Origin of the sequence: Streptomyces sp. NPDC019937 (assembly GCF_040631655.1) — a bacterium.
Lineage (GTDB): Bacteria > Actinomycetota > Actinomycetes > Streptomycetales > Streptomycetaceae > Streptomyces.
The window spans coordinates 55,319-75,933 of sequence record NZ_JBEYAL010000037.1 but is presented as its reverse complement, the minus strand read 5'-3'; the positions used below and the strand labels follow the sequence as shown (position 1 = coordinate 75,933).

Genomic DNA, 20,615 nt, shown 5'->3' with positions numbered 1-20,615 from the left:
TGGAAGCGTACGTCCTCACCCATGTCATGGCAGAACGGCTCAAGGCGACGAATGCCCCAGCACATCTCCGGGTCTGACCGCGCGGCGCCGCCCGCTGCCCGCGGCGTGGTGCGCCCCGCGGCACCGTCCTCGCTGGACGAGCTGTGGCGGTCGTACAAAGCCACGGGCGACGGGCGGCTGCGGGAGCAGCTGATCCTGCACTACTCGCCCCTGGTGAAATACGTCGCCGGGCGGGTCAGTGTCGGGTTGCCCTCCAACGTCGAGCAGGCCGACTTCGTCTCGTCCGGTGTCTTCGGACTCATCGACGCCATCGAGAAGTTCGACCCCGAGCGCGCCATCAAGTTCGAGACCTACGCCATCACCCGCATCCGCGGTGCGATGATCGACGAGCTGAGGGCGCTGGACTGGATCCCGCGTTCGGTGCGCCAGAAGGCCAGGGCGGTCGAGCGGGCGTACGCCACGCTGGAGGCGGCGCTGCGGCGCACCCCCACCGAGGTCGAGGTCGCCGCCGAGATGGACATCAGCGTCGAGGAACTGCACGGGGTGTTCAGCCAGTTGTCGCTCGCCAACGTGGTCGCCCTGGAAGAGCTGCTGCACGTGGGCGGCGAGGGCGGCGACCGGCTCAGCCTCATGGACACCCTGGAGGACACCGCCGCGGACAACCCGGTCGAGGTGGCCGAGGACCGGGAACTGCGCAGGTTGCTCGCCCGGGCCATCAACACCCTTCCGGAGCGGGAGAAGACCGTGGTCACCCTCTACTACTACGAGGGGCTCACCCTGGCCGAGATCGGCCAGGTCCTCGGGGTCACCGAGAGCCGGGTCAGCCAGATCCACACCAAGTCCGTGCTCCAGCTGCGCGCCAAACTCGCCGACGTCGGACGCTGAATCGTCCCACCGGGATCACCGTCACGGTGACGTCGTCGTGACGTCTCCGTAGAGTGGTGACGTGCCCAGGATTCGAGCGGCCTCAGTGGCCGAGCACCGGACGATGCAGCGCGGCGCCCTGCTGGAGGCCGCCCGCTCCTTGCTGTCCGAGGGCGGTACGGAGGCGCTGACCTTCCCCGCACTCGCCGAGCGCACGGGCCTCGCCCGCTCGTCCGTCTATGAGTACTTCCGCTCCCGCGCGGCCGTGGTCGAGGAGCTGTGCGCCGTCGACTTCCCGGTCTGGGCCGCCGAGGTCGAGGCCGCCATGGAGGGGGCCGGTACGCCCGAGGCGAAGGTCGAGGCCTATGTGCGCCGCCAGCTCGCCCTCGTCGGCGACCGCCGCCACCGTGCCGTGGTGGCGATCTCGGCCGGCGAGCTGGACGCGGGTGCGCGGGAGAAGATCCGCGCCGCCCACGGCGGGCTGATCTGCATGGTGGTCGAAGCCCTCGGCGCGCTCGGCCATCAGCAGCCCCGGCTCGCCGCGGTCCTGCTGCAAGGCGTCGTGGACGCCGCGGTCCGCCGCATCGAGCTGGGAGCCGCAGAGGATCCCGAGCACATCACGGAGGCGGCGGTCGCCATGGCCCTGGGCGGTGTACGGGGCTGATCCCGCGCCCGCCCCGCGGCTCGGCCGCGGAGGCGGCATCCGGCCCAGGCGGCCGCGGTCGCCAGGGCCAGGGGCGCCGCCAGGCCCGACGCGCCGGTGGACGACGCGGTGGCCGCCATACGGGGCCGCGCCCCGGCCGCCGGGGGTGACACCGCCGCCGCCCCCCGGGCGGCGGGCGGCACGCCGAAGACCGGCAGCAGCCGGGACGGCCCGCCCCGCAGCATCGACGACGGCAGCAGCGACAGCGGATCCAGATAGCGGTCCCCGCGCCGCAGCCCCCAGTGCAGACAACCGGACGGGCAGTGGAACGGCCCCGCCTCCATGACCCCGACCACCTGCCCCGCCGCCACCCGCGCGCCCCTGGTCACCGTGGCCCGCACCGGTTCGTAGGACGTCCGCAGCGGGGGAGCGCCGGTCCCGGACAGCTCGATGGTGAGCACCCCGCGCCCCGCGACCGGCCCCGCGAAGCTCACCCGCCCCGCGGCCGCCGCCCGCACCCGCTGACCCGCCCCCGCCGCCAGATCGACCCCGCGGTGACCCGCCGCCCACGGCGCGGGCGGCGGCCGCCACGCCCTCAGCACCGAGGGCCGTGGCGCCCCCTCCACCCCGGCCACCGGCCACGACCGGCCGTCCGGACCCGGCGCCGCCACCGCGGCCGGGACCAGGACCGGAAACATCAGGAAGCACAGGGCAAGAACCCACACCGCAGCAAGCCGTCGCATGTCATCCACGGTGACGCCAATCCGCGCATCCGGTGGATCATGGACGCGAACTGGGGACTACCCACGGGTTGTGGATATCGCCGTCACCCGGCACCGCACGGGTCCCGTACACTTCTTATGGCGATCCGGGTCACCGGATCGACTTCGCACGCCCCGCCGCCCGCGCCCCGAGCACGTATCGGCAGCACGGCGGCCGCGCCCCTCGGTCCTCGGACGAGCCCCTGACAGGCCCTCGTTCGTGGCAGGCGCGCCGGGGCGTCAGGAGCGGCGGCCGCCCGGCCGCCGTGGAACCGAGTACCTCAAGGAGTACGGCCATGGCCGTCGTCACGATGCGGGAGCTGCTGGAGAGCGGCGTCCACTTCGGGCACCAGACCCGCCGCTGGAACCCGAAGATGAAGCGCTTCATCTTCACCGAGCGCAACGGCATCTACATCATCGACCTGCTCCAGTCGCTGTCGTACATCGACCGCGCCTACGAGTTCGTCAAGGAGACCGTCGCCCACGGCGGCTCCATCATGTTCGTCGGCACGAAGAAGCAGGCGCAGGAGGCGATCGCCGAGCAGGCGACCCGCGTCGGTATGCCGTATGTCAACCAGCGCTGGCTGGGCGGCATGCTGACCAACTTCTCGACTGTCTACAAGCGCCTGCAGCGCCTGAAGGAGCTCGAGCAGATCGACTTCGAGGATGTGGCCGCCTCCGGCCTCACCAAGAAGGAGCTCCTGGTCCTCTCCCGCGAGAAGGCCAAGCTGGAGAAGACCCTCGGCGGTATCCGCGAGATGCAGAAGGTGCCGAGCGCCGTCTGGATCGTGGACACCAAGAAGGAGCACATCGCCGTCGGTGAGGCGCGCAAGCTCCGCATCCCGGTGGTCGCGATCCTCGACACCAACTGCGACCCCGACGAGGTCGACTACAAGATCCCGGGCAACGACGACGCGATCCGTTCCGTCACGCTGCTCACCCGCGTGATCGCCGACGCCGTCGCCGAGGGCCTCATCGCCCGCTCCGGCGTCGCCACCGGCGACGAGAAGGCCGACAAGAGCGCGGCCGAGCCGCTGGCCGAGTGGGAGCGCGACCTGCTCGAGGGTGAGAAGAAGGCCGACGAGCCCGAGGCCAAGCCGGCCGAGGCCGCCGCCGAGCAGCCGGCCGAGGCCGCTGCCGAGCAGCCCGCCGAGGACGCCAAGCCCGCCGAGGCCCCGGTCGCGGACGCCGAGCAGGCCTGACCACTCAGACGGTGTACAACGGCGGGGGACGGTGCGATGGCGCCGCCCCCGTCGTTCACCCGTAGAGCTTTCGACTTTCGAGAAGAGATTCACAGATCATGGCGAACTTCACCGCCGCTGACGTCAAGAAGCTCCGCGAGCTCACCGGCGCCGGCATGATGGACTGCAAGAAGGCGCTGGACGAGGCCGAGGGCAGCGTCGACAAGGCCGTCGAGATCCTTCGCGTCAAGGGCCAGAAGGGCGTGGCCAAGCGCGAGAGCCGCAGCGCCGAGAACGGTGCCGTCGTCTCCCTCATCGCCGACGACAACACCTCCGGCGTGCTGGTCGAGCTGAAGTGCGAGACCGACTTCGTGGCCAAGGGCGACAAGTTCGTCGCCGTCGCCGACGCCATCGCCGCCCACGTCGCCAAGACCGCTCCGGCCGACCTGGAGGCCCTGCTCGCCTCCGAGATCGAGGCCGGCAAGACCGTCCAGGCGTTCGTGGACGAGGCCAACGCGACCCTCGGCGAGAAGATCGTCCTCGACCGTTTCGCGCAGTTCTCCGGCGGCTACGTCGCCGCGTACATGCACCGCACCAGCCCGGACCTGCCGCCGCAGGTCGGCGTCCTGGTCGAGCTGGACAAGGAGAACGCCGAGGTCGCCAAGGACGTCGCGCAGCACGTCGCGGCCTTCGCGCCGAAGTTCCTGAGCCGTGACGAGATCCCGGCCGAGACGGTCGAGAACGAGCGTCGCGTCGCCGAGGCCACCGCTCGCGAGGAGGGCAAGCCCGAGGCCGCCCTGCCGAAGATCATCGAAGGTCGCGTCACCGGCTTCTTCAAGGAGAACGTCCTGGTGGACCAGGCGTTCGCCAAGGACAACAAGAAGAGCGTCCAGAAGGTCCTGGACGAGGCCGGCGTCTCCCTGACCCGCTTCGCCCGTTTCCGCGTCGGCGTCTGAGCCGAGCAGCGAAACACCGGCGACACCGATAGGGTCGTAGGCAGCCAACCGTCAACCGGTCGGCCGCAGATGTGACGAGGAGGCCATTGCCGCAGAGGTCGTACCAGGACCCGGCAGTGGCCTTCTTCGTATGTGCACGAGGAGATCTCCAATGAATCACGGCGCGGACGCCAAACAGGCCGCCGACAAGAACGCGGACGGTCCAGTACGACACGGCCGTTTCCTGCTGAAGCTGTCCGGCGAGGCGTTCGCCGGGGGCGGGGGACTCGGGGTCGACCCCGATGTCGTGCACGCCATCGCCCGCGAGGTCGCCGCCGTGGTGCGGGACGGCGCCGAGATCGCCATCGTGATCGGTGGCGGCAACTTCTTCCGCGGGGCGGAGCTGCAGCAGCGCGGCATGGACCGGGCGCGCTCGGACTACATGGGCATGCTCGGCACCGTCATGAACTGCCTCGCCCTCCAGGACTTCCTGGAGAAGGAGGGCATCGACTCCCGCGTCCAGACCGCCATCACCATGGGCCAGGTCGCGGAGCCGTACATTCCGCTGCGCGCGGTGCGCCACCTGGAGAAGGGGCGCGTGGTGATCTTCGGTGCGGGCATGGGCATGCCGTACTTCTCCACGGACACCACCGCCGCCCAGCGTGCCCTGGAGATCGACGCCGAGGCGCTGCTCATGGGTAAGAACGGGGTGGACGGGGTCTACGACTCCGACCCCAAGCGCAACCCGGACGCGGTCAAGTTCGACGCTCTGGAGTACGGCGAGGTGATCACCCGGGACCTCAAGGTCGCCGACGCCACCGCGATCACCCTCTGCCGGGACAACAAGCTGCCGATCCTGGTTTTCGAGCTGACCGCCGAAGGAAATATCGCGCGCGCGGTGAAGGGTGAGAAGATCGGCACGCTCGTGAGTGACCAGGACTCACGGGCCTGACGGCTCGTTCGGGGGATGGACAACGGCCTGCCGGTCGGACACCGTGCAGGAGAAGACGCACGCAGGGGCGAGGCTCTGCTTACGGATAACACCAGGAGCAAGTGGTGATCGAAGAAATCCTCCTCGAGGCCGAGGAGAAGATGGAGAAGGCCGTTGTGGTCGCCAAGGAGGACTTCGCGGCGATCCGCACCGGGCGTGCGCATCCGGCGATGTTCAACAAGATCGTGGCGGACTACTACGGTGCGCTGACGCCGATCAACCAGCTCGCGTCGTTCTCGGTGCCCGAGCCGCGCATGGCCGTGATCACCCCGTTCGACAAGAGCGCGCTGCGCAACATCGAGCAGGCGATCCGCGACTCGGACCTGGGCGTCAACCCCAGCAACGACGGCAACATCATCCGAGTGGTGTTCCCCGAGCTGACCGAGCAGCGCCGCAAGGAGTTCATCAAGGTCGCCAAGGGCAAGGGCGAGGACGCGAAGATCTCGATCCGCAGCATCCGGCGCAAGGCCAAGGAGTCGATCGACAAGCTGATCAAGGACGGCGAGGTCGGCGAGGACGAGGGCCGGCGTGCGGAGAAGGAGCTCGACGACCTCACCGCGAAGTACGTCGCGCAGGTGGATGAGCTGCTCAAGCACAAGGAAGCCGAGCTGCTCGAGGTCTGATGAACGACTCTTCCTGGGGGGCCCCACCACGCGCCGGACTCTGGGGACCGACTGATCAGGGCACCTCCCCCGGCTACGGCTGGGAGGTGCCCCCTTCTTCGGCGGGTCCCGCGCACGAGGTGGCCGAAGCGGCGCAGACTCGCCCCATGCCCACCGTGCCGCACGCAGGCGGCGACCCCGGCGACGCCGCCGGCCGTGACCGGGGGGCCGCCCGGCCGGGCGGCCCCTTGTTCCGCGATGAGCAGGAGCCGCGGCCCGGACCCCGGCAGCCCCCCGGGCAGCCGCCGGCACCCCCCGCTTCCGGCCCCGAGTCCGCGGGCAGCGCGCCCGGCGGTGGCGGCGATCAGGGTGCGAAGAAGAAGAGCGCGGGCCGCGATCTGCGGGCCGCGATAGGGGTGGGCGTCGGGCTCGGCGTGATCATCATCGCCTCGCTCTTCATCTACAAGCCCGTGTTCATCGGCGTGATAGCGGTCGCCGTGGTCGTCGGGCTGTGGGAGCTGACCTCCCGGCTGGCCGAGCGGAAGGACATCCGGGTCCCTCTGGTGCCGCTCGCCGTCGGCGGCGTCGCCATGGTCGTCGCGGGCTATGTCCGCGGGGCGCAGGGCGCATGGGTGGCGGTGTCGCTCACGGCGCTCGCCGTGCTCGTGTGGCGGATGACCGAGCCACCCGACAACTACCTCAGAGATGTCACCGCGGGCGTCTTCGCCGCCTTCTACGTGCCGTTCCTCGCCACCTTCGTGGCGCTCATGCTGGCCGCGCCCGACGGCGCGCAGCGGGTGCTGACCTTCCTGTCGCTGACGGTGGTCAGCGACACCGGCGCGTACGCGGTCGGCTGGCGCTTCGGCAAGCATCCCCTCGCGCCCCGCATCAGCCCCGGCAAGACCCGCGAGGGGCTGCTGGGCGCGGTGGCGTTCGCGATGGTCGTGGGGGCGCTGTGCATGCAGTACCTCATCGAGGACGGCGTGTGGTGGCAGGGGCTGCTCCTCGGCTTGGCCGTCGCGGTCAGCGCGACCCTGGGGGACCTCGGCGAGTCCATGATCAAGCGCGACCTCGGCATCAAGGACATGGGCAAGCTGCTGCCCGGCCACGGCGGGATCATGGACCGGCTCGACTCGCTGCTGCCCACCGCCCCCGTGGTGTGGCTGCTGCTGGTGATCTTCGTGGGCGGCGGCTGACCCCGTACGGCATCGCTGCCGCTCAAGGCCCCGCACCGCCCGTGGCGCGGGGCCTTCCGCATGTCTGCGACACTGGTACGGCCATGCCTAAGCCCGGAGAACTCACTTTCGCTGTGCCGCGTGGGGCCAAGAAGCCCCCGCGGCACCTCGCCGACCTCACGCCCGCCGAGCGCCGCGAGGCTGTCGCGGCCCTCGGGGAGAAGCCCTTCCGGGCCGGTCAGGTGTCGCGTCACTACTTCGCCCGCTACACCGACGACCCCGCCCAGTGGACCGACGTACCGGCCGCCGCGCGCGAGAAGCTCGCGGCCGAGCTGCTGCCGGACCTCATGAGCGTGGTGCGGCACATCAGCTGCGACGACGACACCACCCGCAAGACCCTGTGGCGGCTCTTCGACGGCACGCTCGTGGAGTCCGTGCTGATGCGCTACCCGGACCGGGTCACCATGTGCATCAGCTCCCAGGCGGGCTGCGGCATGAACTGCCCGTTCTGCGCCACCGGCCAGGCGGGTCTGGACCGCAATCTGTCGACCGCCGAGATCGTGCACCAGATCGTCGACGGCATGCGGGCGCTGCGCGACGGGGAGATCCCGGGAGGCCCCGCCCGGCTGTCCAACATCGTCTTCATGGGCATGGGCGAGCCGCTGGCCAACTACAACCGGGTCATCGGCGCCATCCGCCGGCTCACCGACCCCGAGCCGGATGGCCTCGGCCTGTCCCAGCGCGGGATCACCGTCTCGACCGTGGGGCTGGTCCCGGCGATGCTGCGGTTCGCCGACGAGGGCTTCAAGTGCCGGCTCGCGGTGTCCCTGCACGCGCCCGACGACGAGCTGCGCGACACCCTCGTCCCGGTCAACACCCGCTGGAAGGTGCGCGAGGTCCTGGACGCGGCGTGGGAGTACGCGGAGAAGTCGGGCCGCCGGATCTCCATCGAGTACGCCCTGATCAAGGACATCAACGACCAGGCGTGGCGCGCCGATCTGCTCGGCAGGCTGCTCAAGGGCCATCGGGTGCACGTCAACCTCATCCCGCTCAACCCGACGCCCGGCTCCAAGTGGACGGCGTCCCGGCCCGAGGACGAGAAGGCGTTCGTGGCGGCGCTGGAGGCGCACGGGGTGCCGGTGACCGTCCGGGACACCCGGGGGCAGGAGATCGACGGGGCGTGCGGCCAGCTGGCGGCCACGGAGCGCTGACCACCGGCTGATACGGTGCCTTCGCACCACCGTCGTACAACCATCCCGCGACGACGCACAAATGAACATTCCGACAGGGGAGCGCGAGAGCGCTGAGAGTGCGGCCCGGCCGCAGACCCTCCAACCTGATCCGGGTCATACCGGCGTAGGGAGTCAGCCCAGCATGAACAGCCATCTTCGGCGTGCCGTCACCGCCGCCCTCGTGGCCTCTCTCGGCGCCGGCGTCCTCGCGGGCTGCGGTGGGGGCGCGGCGGACGGCAAGGACTCCAAGACCGTCACCCTGGTCTCGCACGACTCGTTCGCGGCGTCCAAGGCGGTCCTCAAGGAGTTCACACGCGAGACCGGCTACAAGGTGCGGGTGCAGGCCGGTGGTGACGCGGGGGCCGCCGTCAACCAGGCGATCCTGTCCAAGGACCATCCGCAGGGCGATGTGTTCTTCGGCGTCGACAACACCCTGCTCTCCCGCGCGCTGGACAACGACCTGTTCACGCCGTACGAGGCGAAGGGGCTGGACAAGGTCCCCGCGGCCTTCCAGCCCGACCGGGCGAAGAACCGCGTCACACCGGTCGACTACGGCGACATCTGCGTCAACTACGACCGCGCCTGGTTCGCACGCGAGAAGCTCGCGCCGCCCAGGACGTTCGCCGACCTGACCAAGCCCGCGTACAAGAACCTGCTGGTCACCGAGAACGCCGCCACCTCCTCCCCCGGCCTCGCCTTCCTGCTCGGCACCGCCGCCCGCTACGGCGACCACGGCTGGCGGGACTACTGGAAGAAGCTGCGGGCCAACGGCGTCGAGGTGGTCGACGGCTGGGAGCAGGCGTACTACGACCGCTTCTCCGGCTCGGCGGGTGGCGCCAAGGGCGACAAGCCGCTCGTCGTCTCGTACGCCTCCAGCCCGCCCGCCGAGGTGGCGGACGCGAAGTCGAAGCCCGCCAAGGCCCCGACCGGGGTGGCGGAAGGGACCTGCTTCCGGCAGACGGAGTTCGCCGGGCTGCTGAAGGGCGGGGGCAACACCAAGGGCGGCAAGGCGCTGCTGGACTTCCTGCTGACCAAGCGCTTCCAGGAGGACGTACCGCTGAACATGTACGTCAATCCGGTGCGCGAGGACGCCAAGCTGCCGGAGGTCTTCACCCGGTACGGGGTCAAGGTCGCCGACTCGGCCACCCTGCCGCCGCGGAAGATCGCCGAGAACCGTGAGCCGTGGGTCAAGGCATGGTCCTCGCTCGTTCTGTGAAGCCCGCCGCGGCCGGCCGCGGCGGGCCGCGCGGCGCCGCCCTGCGGCTCGCCCTGATGGCCGTGCCGCTCGCCTTCTTCGCCGTCTTCTTCGCGTATCCGGTGGCCGCGATCGTCACCCGAGGGCTGCGCACGGGCGGCCGGTGGCGGCTCGGGCGGATACCCGAGGTGCTGGGCGACCCGTCCGTCCTGCACACCCTGTGGTTCACCGGCTGGCAGGCGGCCGCCTCGACCGGGCTGACGCTGGCGGTCGCGCTGCCCGGCGCGTACGTCTTCGCCCGCTTCGCCTTCCCCGGCAAGGGGCTGCTGCGCGCCGTGGTGACCGTGCCGTTCGTGCTGCCGACCGTGGTCGCCGGATCGGCGTTCCTGGGGCTGCTCGGGCGCGGCGGGCTGCTGGACGAGCTGTGGGGGATACGGCTCGACACCAGCGTCTGGGCGATCCTGCTGGCCCATGTCTTCTTCAACTACGCGGTGGTGGTCCGCACCGTCGGCGGGCTGTGGGCGCAGCTCGACCCGCGTCAGGAGGAGGCCGCCCGGGTGCTCGGCGCGAGCCGCCTCGCGGCCTGGCGCCGGGTCACCCTGCCCGCGCTGGGCCCCGCCGTGGCCGCCGCCGCGCTGATGGTCTTCCTGTTCACGTTCACCTCCTTCGGCGTGATCCAGATCCTCGGCGGCCCGCGCTACGCCACCCTGGAGGTGGCCATCTACCGGGAGACCGCGCAGCTGCTCGACCTGCCGACGGCCGCGGTACTGACCCTCGTCCAGTTCGCGGCGGTCGCGGCCATCCTCGCCCTGCACGCCTGGACCGTGCGCCGCCGGGAGGGGGCCCTGAGGCTCGTCGACGCCGCCCGGACCGCGCGCCGCCCCCAGGGCCCGGCGCAGTGGGGGCTGCTCGCGGGGGTGCTGGCCGTCGTCGCGCTGCTGATCGTGCTGCCGCTCGTGGTGCTGGTGGAACGCTCGCTCCACGGGCCGGACGGCTACGGATTCACGTACTACCGGGCGCTCGCATCCGCGGCCGACAGCGGCGGCACCTTCTTCGTGGCCCCCGTGGACGCCATCGGCAACTCCCTCCAGTACGCGGCCGTCGCCACCGTCTTCGCCCTGCTCGTCGGCGGACTGGCCGCCGCCGCGCTCACTCGCAGGGCCGGGCGGCTCGTCCGGGGTTTCGACGCGCTGCTGATGCTGCCGCTGGGCACCTCCGCCGTCACCGTCGGCTTCGGGTTCCTCATCGCGCTCGACGAACCCCCGCTGGACCTGCGCTCCTCCTGGCTCATCGTGCCGCTCGCCCAGGCCCTGGTGGGCGTGCCCTTCGTCGTGCGCACCCTGCTGCCCGTGCTGCGGGCCGTGGACCACCGGCTGCGGGAGGCCGCCGCCGTGCTCGGCGCCTCCCCGCTGCGCGCCTGGCGGGAGGTGGACCTGCCGCTGGTGGGGCGGGCGCTGGCGGTCGCGGCGGGTTTCGCGTTCGCCGTATCGCTCGGCGAGTTCGGGGCCACGGTGTTCATCGCCCGCCCCGACCTCCCCACCCTCCCGGTGGCCGTCGCGCGCTTCCTGGGCCGGGCGGGACAGCTCAACTACGGGCAGGCGATGGCGCTGAGCACGATCCTGATGCTGGTGTGCGCCTGCTCCCTGCTGGCCCTGGAGCGCATCCGCACCGACCGCTCGGGGGAGTTCTGAATGGGGGGAATCCCGATGACGCCGCCGCTGCTGCGCCTGGACGAGGTGACGGTCCGCTACGGCCGCCATGACGCGCTCGACGCCGTCGACCTGGAGGTCGCCGAGCACGAGACGGTCTGTGTGCTGGGCCCGAGCGGCAGCGGCAAGTCCACCCTGCTGCGCGTGGTGGCCGGGCTCCAGGGGGCCGCCTCCGGCCGGGTGTGGCTCGGGGGCCGCGACCAGAGCGGCATACCCACCCACCGGCGCGGGGTGGGGCTGATGTTCCAGGACCACCAGCTCTTCCCGCAGCGCGACGTGGGCGGCAACGTCGCCTTCGGGCTGCGGATGCGGGGGACCGGGCGCGCGGAGGCGGACCGCCGGGTCGCCGAACTGCTCGACCTGGTCGGACTGCCCGGCGCGCAGCGGCGGCCGGTCGACTCGCTGTCCGGCGGTGAGCAGCAGCGCGTCGCGCTCGCCCGCGCGCTGGCACCCCGGCCGCGGCTGCTGATGCTGGACGAGCCGCTGGGCCAGCTCGACCGCGGGCTGCGGGAGCGGCTGGTGGTGGAGCTGCGGGAGCTGTTCGCCCGGCTGGGCACCACGGTCCTCGCCGTGACCCACGACCAGGGTGAGGCGTTCGCGCTCGCCGACCGGGTCGTGGTCATGGAGGACGGGAGGATCGCGCAGTCCGGCACCCCGCTGGAGGTGTGGCAGCACCCCGCGAACGAGTTCGTCGCCCGCTTCCTGGGCTTCGACAACGTGGTCGAGGCGACCGTGCACGGCGAGAACGCCGACACGGTGTGGGGCAAGCTGCCCGTGCCGCCCGGCTCCCGGCCGGGCCCGGTCCGGCTGCTCGTCCGCCCGGCCGGGGTACGGCTCACGGCCCCCGAGGACGGCCTGCCCTGCACCGTCGCGGCCCGCACCTTCCGCGGCGACCATGTGGCGCTCATCCTCCAGCCGTCCCAGGGCCCCCGCCTGGAGGCGTCCTGCGCGCTGCGGGACGCCCCGGAGGCGGGGGAGCGGGTCGGGGCGGCCTTCGACGCCGCGGACGTGGTGGTGCTCGGTTCGCCCCGGCTCGGTTCACCCCGGCTCGGTTCGTCCCGGCTCGGCTCGCCGTAGGAAAGTTCAGCCCGTCGGCCAGGCGCTCAGCCCGTCAGGGAGGCGAGCGCGTCCGGGGCCTCGTCCACCGAGTCCACCAGCGCGATACGGGCCTTCATCGACCGCCCCTCAGCGAGCGCTTCGAGCAGCGGCCAGGCGGGCAGACGGCGCGTCCAGTGGTCGCGGTCCACCAGCACCATCGGGGTCGGCTCACCGCGCGACTCGTAGTAGTTCGGCGTGGCGTTGTCGAAGATCTCCTGAAGGGTCCCGGCGGCGCCGGGCAGGAAGACGACGCCCGCGTTCGAGCGGGCCAGCAGCCCGTCCTCGCGGGTCGCGTTGGCGAAGTACTTGGCGATGTGCGAGGCGAAGGCGTTCGGCGGCTCGTGCCCGTAGAACCAGGTCGGTATCCCGACCGACGCGCCGCCGTCCGGCCACCGCTCCCGCACCGTGAACGCGGCCCCGGCCCAGGCGCCGACCGAGGGGCGGAACGAGGGCTCCCGGGCGAGGAGTTCCAGCGCCTCCTTCAGAGCCGCGTCCGGAAGCGGCGCCGTGTAGGCGCCCAGGTTGGCGGCCTCCATCGCGCCCGGGCCGCCGCCCGTCGCGACCGTCAGCCCGGACCGCGCCAGCGCCTGTCCGAGCCGGGCGGCGCCCGCGTACCCCTCGGAGCCGCGCTCCAGCGCGTGCCCGCCCATCACGCCCACCACCCGGGCACCGGTGAGCAGTTCGTCCAGCGCGTCGGAGACCGCGTCGTCGTGGATCGAGCGCAGCATCGAGGAGAAGATGTCGCCGTCCGCCTTGGTGCGCTGGAACCAGGTGTACGCGAGGGCGTCCGGCGTGCCCGCGTATCCGTCCACCCCGTCGTCCAGGCCCTCGAACAGCTCGGCCGCCGTGTAGAGGGTGCCGCGGTAAGGATTGAACGGCAGGTCCGGTACGGGCGGGAAGACCAGCGCCCCCCGCGCCCGCACCCGCGCCGCGGCCTCCGGCTCCATCGGACAGCCGAGGAAGACCGCCCGGTCGGCGCCGGTGGACAGCAGCGCGGACGTACGGTCCGTCAGGTCGACGGACTGGACCCGGTATCCGGCCAGGGTGCCGCGGGCGACGACCTGGTCGAACTCCTCCAGGGACTCTATTTCGACGTCGGGTGCGGTGGGCGCGGGGGTGTCTGCGTCATCGGTCTGCACGGCGTCATGCTAATCACATCGAACGCCGGTGCGGTCAGCGATGGGTGAACGGCATCGTCGTCAACTGGGCCACGCCCCACACCACCGGCGCCAGCAGGAGCAGCAGGGCCACACCGCGCGTCACGGCCGCGCCCCGCAGCAGACGGGCCGACGCGCCGAGGCGCAGCAGCGCGTCCGTGGTGCGCCGGCGCGCGCTCCGCGCTTCCATCGCCGCGTTGAGCACCGCGGTGAACGCGCACATCAGGACCAGGGCCACGCCCAGGTCGGTGAGCGGGCCGAAGGAGTGGGCGCCGGGGCGTCCGTGGGCCGCCTCGTGCAGCCGCAGCGCTCCGTACAGCCCGGAGGCGACCGCGCACAGCACCCCCACCGGACGCCCGATCAGCCCCGCCTCCTGCTGCAGCATCCGCCCCGCCAGCAGCCGCAGCGGGCCCGGCCGGCCCGCTGCCAGCAGCCGGCCGCAGCCGTGCACGAGCCCGGGCCCGGCCAGGATCAGCCCGGCCACCGTCAGCGCCCAGCCGCCCACCACCTCGGGCGCGCTGCCGCCGAACCGCCCGGACAGCGACACCAGGGCGCCGGAGGACGGATGCGCGCCGCGCCCCGCGTACGCCCCCAGCGCGAGCCCCGCCGTGGTCAGCGCCACGCCCCACGGCAGGGCGGACGCCGCGCGGTGCGGAGGCGGGGTGAGCGGGCCGGTCGCCACGGTGGGCAGGGCGGGCCGTACCGTACGGGCCTCCGCCCCGGCCCCCGGCTGCCGGGGCCACAGCCCCGCCGCGCTCGCCGCGCCCGCCACCACCGGTACGACGGCCACCAGCGTGACCGCCCCGACCAGCGGCAGCGGCCGGTCCCCGCCGAGCGCGCGGTCCGCCGCGCCGCTGCCCGCCCACAGCAGCCACGAACCGCCCACATCGCCGCGCAGATGCAGGAAGGCCAGCAGCGCCAGCGCGCTCCCGGCCGCGCAGGCCGTCGCCGTCACGGCGCCCGCCAGCAGCGCCAGCCGGGCCGGGCCGAGCCCGGCCGCGGCGAACCCGGCGCCCGGCCGGGTGCTGGGGTCGGCACGGGCGACCGACCTGGCCAGCTGCACGGTCGCGGCCAGCGGGACGACGCACCACAGCAGCCGCGCGAGCGCCCCGTCGGGGTCGGCCGGGTGGCTCGCCGCGAACCCCAGGGCGGACAGCAGCAGAAAGCTCGCGCCCGCCGCCGCGACGGCCACCAGCGACCGTCGCAGCAGGACCAGCGGGTGGGAGCCGCGGGCTAGGCGGAGGCTGAGCACGCCGCGATGCCCTCCGCGTCGGGGGACGCCGCCGGGTCCACCAGGCGGCCGTCCAGCAGGGTCACGGTGCGGTCGGCGAGGGTGGCCACCTCCGGGTCCTGGGTGGCCAGTACGACGGTGAGGCCGTGCGTACGGGCCGCCGAGGTGAGCGCCCGCAGCACCTGGGCGCGGTCGGCGCGGTGCAGCGGCGCGGTGGGCTCGTCCGCGAACAGCACGCTCGGCGTGGGGGCCAGCGCCCGCGCGATCGCGATCCGCTGACGCTGCGACTGCAACAGCGCGCCGGGGCGCGACCCCGCGCACTCGGCGACGTCGAGCCGCTCCAGCCACTCGCACGCCGCGCTCTTCGCGGCGCGCCGCCCGGTGCCGCGCAGCATCAGCGGCAGCGCGGCGTTCTCCCACCCGGTCAGCTCCGGCACGAGCTGCGGCTCGGTGTCGATCCAGCCGAAGTGGTCGCGCCACAGCCGCTCGCGGCTCAGCGGGGTGAGGGAGTGCACGGCGGTGTCCTTGAACCACACCTCGCCGTGCTCCGGTACGAACTGGCCCGACAGGCACTTGAGGAGCGTGGTCTTCCCGCAGCCACGGGGGCCGGTCACCGCCAGGATCTCGCCCTCGCGGGCGCCGAGGGAGACACCGGCGAGGGCGGGCGAGCCGTCATGGGCGTACGACAGGGTGCGTGCCCGGAGCACGTCGTCGTCCGGCGGAGCCACCATCCAGAGCACCTCGCCTTACCTGCGATCGACTCGTTCCCCCGACGGGGTGAACGAGACCGGAGCCAATGGGTCACTGGCACGGTAAGGACTCCGGCCGGGGCCGGTGCCTGAGGCTCGGCCGGGTGCGGGCCCAGTTCCTCCGATCAGCCCTGGTGCGGTGGCCGATCGGGTTCTTCGAGGTGGGTGGGCGCGAACATGCGCAGCCTGGCGGGGAGCACGACGACCGAGGGGCCCGGCGCGGCCAGCGCCGCCGCCAGATCGGTGCGCAGCCGGTCGGGTGCCGTCCGTACGGCCGGTACGCCGAAGGACTCGGCGAGCGCGACGAAGTCCGGGCGGGCCAGCTCGGTGGCCGTCGCCTCGCCGAAGGCGTCCGTCATGTACTCGCGCAGGATCCCGTAGCCGCCGTCGTCCACGATCAGCCAGGTCACCGGCAGGTCGTACTGGCGGGCGGTGGCGAGTTCGGCGATCGAGTACATGGCCCCGCCGTCGCCCGACACGGCCAGCACGGGCCGCCGCCGCGTACGGTCCGCGGCGGCGGCCCCCAGCGCGGCGGGCAGCCCGTAGCCGAGGCCGCCCGCGCCCTGTGCGGAGTGCATCGCGCCCGCCCGCGGGTCGAACGCGGACCAGGCCCAGTACGCGAGGATCGTCATGTCCCAGAAGCCGGCCGCGTCATCGGGCAGGGCCTCCCGTACGGCGCCCAGGACCTGCTGCTCCAGGTCCAGGTCCTGCGCCGCGATCCGCTGCCCTACGCGGGCCAGCAGGGCGGCCGCGGTGGCGGCGCCGGTCGACTCGGGACGGGGGGTGACCGTGCTCACGAGGGCGGTCAGGGCGGGCTTCGCGTCGGCGTGGATGCCGAGCGCGGGGTGGTTGGACTCCAGCTTGCCGAGGTCGGCCTCGATCTGGACGACCTGACCGCGGGGGCGGAACGTGTGGTAGTTGGACGACAGTTCACCGAGCCCGGAGCCGACGACGAGCAGGACGTCCGCGTCCTCCAGAAGGTCGGTCGTGTGCCGGTCCTCCAGCCAGGACCGGAGGGAGAGCGGATGGTCCCAGGGGAACGCGCCCTTCCCGCCGAACGTCGTGGCCACGGGGGCGTCCAGACGCTCGGCCAGCGTGCGTAGCTCCTCGCACGCCCCCGCACGCACGACTCCGCCTCCGGCGAGGATCACGGGGCGCTCGGCCGCGCTCAGGAGCCGCGCGGCCCGCTCCATGAGTTCCGGCCGGGGCGGCAGCGGGCGCGGTGCGGCCGTCAGAGCGGTGACGGGCGGTACGGAGGTGGGGGCCAGCAGGACGTCCTGCGGTATCTCCAGCCACACCGGGCCCGCCGGTGCCTCCAGGGCGGACGCCCAGGCGGCGGCGAGGGCGGACGGGATCTGCGAGGCCGTGCGGACGGTGTGGACGGACTTGACGATGTCGCGGAACGACGCCTTCTGGTCGACCAGTTCATGCAGATATCCCTTGCGGCCGCCGCCGAGCCCCGGGGTGGGCACCTGGCTGCCGATCCCCAGCACCGGCGCGGACGCCGCGGCCGACTCCTGCAGCGCCGCCAGCGTCATGAGCGCCCCGGGGCCGGTGGACACCAGCAGTGGGGCGACGGTGCCGGTGACGCGGGCGAAGGCGTCGGCCGCGAACCCCGCGTTGTTCTCCACGCGCAGCCCTACGTAGCCGAGGCCGGAGCGGCGCAGGGCGTCGAAGGCGCCGAGCGCGTGCTGCCCGGGGAGCCCGAAGACGGTGGTCGCGCCGAGCGCGGTGAGGGATTCGACGACGAGATCGCCGCCGTGGCGCTCGCCCTGTGCGGTGCGCATGGGTGCCCTTTCCTGAGGGTGCGGGGGTGGCTGCGGGGCGGACCTTCGCGGGCCCGCGACGCCTGGCATGGCACCTAGTGCCGCGTCAGCCAAGGTTCACCCCGCTCGCCGCCCTGCCACGGCCATCTGCGGCGTTGCCGGATCGACCGAGTAGGCCCGCCCCCGGACTCCGTCCGGGAGGTGCCCCCGCGAGGCCGATCCGGCGCCTTGCATCTGACCGCACCAGGACGCCTCGCCACCGGGCACACCTTGACTGACGCGGCACTAGGCGTGGGCCGGGGTGGGCTCGGGAGCCGGGTCGCCGGCCAGGCGGCGGTGCCAGGCGTCCAGGACCGCGGCGTCCGTCGGCTTGGTGGCCAGGCTCACCGCCACGTACGCCACGAGCGAGGCCAGCAGGCCGATGTAGATGGGCTCGCTGGCGAGGATGCCCTTCCCGACCATGAGCCCGATCACCGTCAGACCGCCCACGGCCACCGAGGCCAGCGCCCCCGCACCCGTGCCGCGCTTCCACAGCAGACCGCCCAGGATCGGCATCAACAGCCCGCCGACCAGCACGTTGTAGGCGACCGTCAGCGCCTCGACGACGTTGTTCAGCGCGATCGAGACACCGACCACGGTCAGGCCCATGACGAGGATGAACAGACGGTTGCCCGCGACCTCGTCGTGCGAGGCGGTGGCGGGACGGCCCCGCAGGCGGGCCCAGATGTCGTTGTTCGCGACCGTGGCGCAGGCGATGAGCGCGCCGGACGAGGTCGACATCACCGCCGACAGGGCCGCGGCCAGGACGAGCCCCTTGACGCCGACCGGAAGCGCGTCCTTGACGATCGTCGCGAACGCGTCGTCGGGGGAGCCGAGATGCGGGTAGAGCACCTTCGCCGCCGTGCCGATGACCGCGCCGGCGACCGCGTACGCCAGACAGTACGTACCGGCCGCGGTGCCGCCGAGGCGGGCCACCTTGTCGTCGCGGGCGGTGAAGACGCGCTGCCAGATGTCCTGGCCGATGAGCATGCCGAAGGAGTAGATGAGCACATAGGTGAAGACCGTCTGGGCGCCGATGCCCATGGGGGAGAAGTAGCCGGCCGGCAGTTCGGCCTTCATCGCCGCGAAACCGCCCGCCTTGACGACGGCGATCGGCAGCAGGAGGAGCAGCACGCCGACGGTCTTCACGACGAACTGCACCATGTCGGTGAGCGTGATCGACCACATGCCGCCGAGCGTGGAGTAGCAGATCACGATGGCCCCGCCGAGCACGATCGCCACCACCCGGTCGAGACCGAAGATCACGTCGAAGATGGTGGCGTACGCGATGGTCGAGGTGACCGCGAGCATGAGGGTGTACGCCCACATGACGATGCCCGAGATCAGCCCGGAGGATCCGCCGTAGCGCAGGTCCAGCATCTGGCTGACCGTGTACACCTTGAGGCGGGCGATGCGCGCCGAGAAGAAGACGGACAGCGCGAGCAGGCCGAAGCCGATGGTGAGGACCATCCAGGCGCCCGAGAGCCCGTACTGGTAGCCGAGGCCGACGCCGCCGATGGTGGAGGCGCCGCCGAGGACGATCGCGGCCATCGTTCCCGAGTACATGGCCGGGCCCAGACGGCGGCCCGCGACCAGGAAGTCGCTGGTGGAGGTGGCGCGGCGCATGCCCCACCAGCCGAGCGCGAGCATGCCCGCGAGATAGACGACGATCACCGTGTAGTCGACAGCGGTCATGGCGGGGCTCCTCACGGTGGGACGGTGACCGCGACCCTAGGGTGTCGCCGAGGAGGCCGGGAAGTGTACGTTTCCTCCACTCGTGGATCCCGGGATGGAGGAAACGGCCATGCCGCCGACCGTGCCCGTACCCCTCGCCGTCCTGCTGGACCACCCCGGCCTCGGGCTGCGGCAGATCGCCGGGCCGCGCGGCGAGGCGCCGGTGTACCTGGTGCACACGAGCGAGATGGAGGATCCGGTTCCGTATCTGCTCGGCGGCGAACTGCTGCTCAGCGCCGGAGTGCACGGCCCGGAGGCGACGGACGCGTACTGGGACCGCTATGTGGCCCGCACGGTCGAGGCGGGCGCCACGGCGCTGGGATTCGGCATCGCGCCGGTGCACCAGGAGGTGCCGCGGGCGCTGGCCGAGGCGTGCGACCGGCACGGGCTGCCGCTGGTGGAGGTGCCACGCGAGACGACGTTCACAGCTGTGGCGAGCGCCGTGTGGGACGCGATGGCCGAGCGCCGCCACCAGGAGCTGCGGCGGATCACGGAGGTGCAGCAGTCGCTCGCGGCGGCCGCCGCCCGGCCCCATCCGGTACCGGCCGTGCTGCGCCAACTCGCGCGCCATCTGGGCGGCTGGGCGGTGCTGTACGGGCCGGACGGCGCGGAGCTGGCGGCGGCGGGCCCCCGGCCGTCCCCGCAGGTGCGCGCCGCGCTCGGCTCGCTGGCCGCCCGGCTGCGGGCGGGCCCGGCCTCGGCCGCCGGCACGGCGGACGGGGCTTCCTTGAGCGCCTACGGCCTCGGCGGGCCGGAGCGGCCGCTCGCCCTCGGAGTGTGCGCGCCCCGGCGCGATGCGGCGGAGAGCGCGGTCGTGGGAGTGGCCATGGTGCTGCTCGCCCTGCTGACGGGACGGCGCACGGCCGACGCCGGGGCCGAACGCACCGCGCTGGTGCGGCTGATGCTGGGCGCCGAACCGGCCGACGTCGCCGCGCTGCTGAGCGGCGCGGACGTGTGGACCGTGGTGCGCGGGCGCCGCCGCGGCCGGGGCGGCGACGAGGGGCTGCTGGCCGCGGCGGCGCTCGCCGCCGGGCTCGGTACGCCGCTGGTCGACCTGGACGGGGACGACCTGTGCGCCCTCGTCCCCGGCGACGCGGAGGTACGGGCCCAGCCCGGCTGGACGCTCGGCGCCGGGGCGCCGGTGCCCGCCGCCGGGCTGGCACACGCCGGCGCCGACGCGGCCCGCGCACTGCGCCGGGCGGTCGCGGAGCGGCTGCCCGTGGTACGGCACGCTCCGCAGCCGGGCGGGGTCGCCTCGCTGGTCGACCCGGCCGACGCCGAGGCCCTGGGCCGCGCCCGGCTCGCACCCCTGGAGGACGCCCCGGCGCTGCGCGAGACGCTGCGGATGTGGCTGTCGCTGCACGGCAGCTGGGACCGTACGGCGGTGGCCCTGGACATCCACCGCAACACGGTCCGCCAGCGCATCGCCCGCACCGCCGCCCTGCTGGAGGCGGACCTGGGCGACGCGGACGTACGGATGGAGTTGTGGTTCGCCCTCAAGTGGACCTGACGCCGGCGGAAGCCCCCTCCGACGTACCCGACCGCCCTCACCA

General features: G+C 72.9%; 17 protein-coding genes, 1 pseudogene and 1 riboswitch. Of the genes and pseudogenes, 12 read left to right on the top strand and 6 right to left on the bottom strand.

Features of this window, described 5'->3' with window-relative positions; all coding sequences use genetic code 11:
* Positions 1-51: 51 nt before the first annotated feature.
* Positions 52-885 (top strand): RNA polymerase sigma factor WhiG, encoded by an 834-nt coding sequence (gene whiG, locus ABZ562_RS31175; RefSeq protein WP_361485928.1) that lies wholly within the window; start codon positions 52-54, stop codon positions 883-885.
* 103 nt (positions 886-988) lie between these two features.
* Complete coding sequence (locus ABZ562_RS31170) at positions 989-1,528, top strand: helix-turn-helix domain-containing protein (RefSeq protein ID WP_361485979.1); 540 nt, start codon at positions 989-991, stop codon at positions 1,526-1,528.
* A 176-nt stretch (positions 1,529-1,704) separates the two neighbouring features.
* On the opposite strand, the pseudogene ABZ562_RS31165 reads toward ABZ562_RS31170, so the two are convergent.
* Positions 1,705-2,151, bottom strand: a pseudogene (locus ABZ562_RS31165) (M23 family metallopeptidase); the annotation flags it as partial.
* A gap of 413 nt (positions 2,152-2,564) precedes the next feature.
* Here ABZ562_RS31165 and rpsB point away from each other — a divergent pair.
* The 9 genes from rpsB (at position 2,565) to ABZ562_RS31120 (ending at position 12,365) form a co-directional block, all read left to right on the top strand.
* Positions 2,565-3,470: a 30S ribosomal protein S2 gene (gene rpsB, locus ABZ562_RS31160; protein ID WP_361485925.1), complete on the top strand. Its 906-nt coding sequence runs from the start codon at positions 2,565-2,567 to the stop codon at positions 3,468-3,470.
* A gap of 98 nt (positions 3,471-3,568) precedes the next feature.
* Complete coding sequence (tsf, locus tag ABZ562_RS31155) at positions 3,569-4,405, top strand: translation elongation factor Ts (RefSeq protein WP_361485922.1); 837 nt, start codon at positions 3,569-3,571, stop codon at positions 4,403-4,405.
* 151 nt (positions 4,406-4,556) lie between these two features.
* Positions 4,557-5,336 carry a UMP kinase gene (gene pyrH, locus ABZ562_RS31150; RefSeq protein WP_055557951.1) on the top strand — a complete coding sequence of 260 codons (780 nt, stop codon included), beginning with the start codon at positions 4,557-4,559 and terminating at the stop codon, positions 5,334-5,336.
* Between the two features lie 104 nt (positions 5,337-5,440).
* On the top strand, positions 5,441-5,998 hold the full coding sequence (gene frr, locus ABZ562_RS31145; protein ID WP_009714720.1) for a ribosome recycling factor: 558 nt from the start codon (positions 5,441-5,443) through the stop codon (positions 5,996-5,998).
* A complete protein-coding gene (locus ABZ562_RS31140) occupies positions 5,998-7,173 on the top strand; it encodes a phosphatidate cytidylyltransferase (protein WP_361485918.1) in 1,176 nt (391 codons plus the stop codon). Before frr ends, ABZ562_RS31140 begins: the two co-directional genes overlap by 1 nt.
* 83 nt (positions 7,174-7,256) lie before the next feature.
* A complete protein-coding gene (gene rlmN / locus ABZ562_RS31135) occupies positions 7,257-8,363 on the top strand; it encodes a 23S rRNA (adenine(2503)-C(2))-methyltransferase RlmN (RefSeq protein ID WP_055556773.1) in 1,107 nt (368 codons plus the stop codon).
* Between the two features lie 65 nt (positions 8,364-8,428).
* Positions 8,429-8,532, top strand: a riboswitch (TPP riboswitch).
* Complete coding sequence (locus ABZ562_RS31130; protein WP_361485915.1) at positions 8,527-9,600, top strand: thiamine ABC transporter substrate-binding protein; 1,074 nt, start codon at positions 8,527-8,529, stop codon at positions 9,598-9,600. (Overlaps the previous riboswitch by 6 nt.)
* Positions 9,601-9,656: 56 nt before the next feature.
* The gene (locus ABZ562_RS31125; RefSeq protein WP_361485977.1) at positions 9,657-11,270 is read left to right on the top strand and encodes an iron ABC transporter permease; all 1,614 of its coding nucleotides are present in this window, start codon (positions 9,657-9,659) and stop codon (positions 11,268-11,270) included.
* 15 nt (positions 11,271-11,285) lie between these two features.
* On the top strand, positions 11,286-12,365 hold the full coding sequence (locus tag ABZ562_RS31120; RefSeq protein WP_361485974.1) for an ABC transporter ATP-binding protein: 1,080 nt from the start codon (positions 11,286-11,288) through the stop codon (positions 12,363-12,365).
* 26 nt (positions 12,366-12,391) lie between these two features.
* On the opposite strand, the gene ABZ562_RS31115 is transcribed toward ABZ562_RS31120, so the two are convergent.
* The 5 genes from ABZ562_RS31115 to ABZ562_RS31095 all read right to left on the bottom strand — a co-directional run bounded on the left by ABZ562_RS31115 (position 12,392) and on the right by ABZ562_RS31095 (position 19,023).
* Entirely contained in the window at positions 12,392-13,525 is a 1,134-nt protein-coding gene (locus ABZ562_RS31115) for an LOG family protein (RefSeq protein ID WP_361485913.1), read from the bottom strand.
* A 34-nt stretch (positions 13,526-13,559) separates the two neighbouring features.
* A complete protein-coding gene (locus ABZ562_RS31110; protein ID WP_361485911.1) occupies positions 13,560-14,795 on the bottom strand; it encodes a hypothetical protein in 1,236 nt (411 codons plus the stop codon).
* A complete protein-coding gene (locus ABZ562_RS31105) occupies positions 14,777-15,505 on the bottom strand; it encodes an ATP-binding cassette domain-containing protein (RefSeq protein WP_361485908.1) in 729 nt (242 codons plus the stop codon). Before ABZ562_RS31105 ends, ABZ562_RS31110 begins: the two co-directional genes overlap by 19 nt.
* A gap of 143 nt (positions 15,506-15,648) precedes the next feature.
* Positions 15,649-17,310: a thiamine pyrophosphate-binding protein gene (locus ABZ562_RS31100; protein ID WP_361485905.1), complete on the bottom strand. Its 1,662-nt coding sequence runs from the start codon at positions 17,308-17,310 to the stop codon at positions 15,649-15,651.
* Between the two features lie 264 nt (positions 17,311-17,574).
* Complete coding sequence (locus ABZ562_RS31095) at positions 17,575-19,023, bottom strand: sodium:solute symporter (protein ID WP_361485903.1); 1,449 nt, start codon at positions 19,021-19,023, stop codon at positions 17,575-17,577.
* A 109-nt stretch (positions 19,024-19,132) separates the two neighbouring features.
* Between ABZ562_RS31095 and ABZ562_RS31090 the strand changes: the two genes are divergently transcribed.
* Positions 19,133-20,572 (top strand): PucR family transcriptional regulator, encoded by a 1,440-nt coding sequence (locus ABZ562_RS31090; protein ID WP_361485901.1) that lies wholly within the window; start codon positions 19,133-19,135, stop codon positions 20,570-20,572.
* The last annotated feature ends 43 nt before the right edge of the window (positions 20,573-20,615 follow it).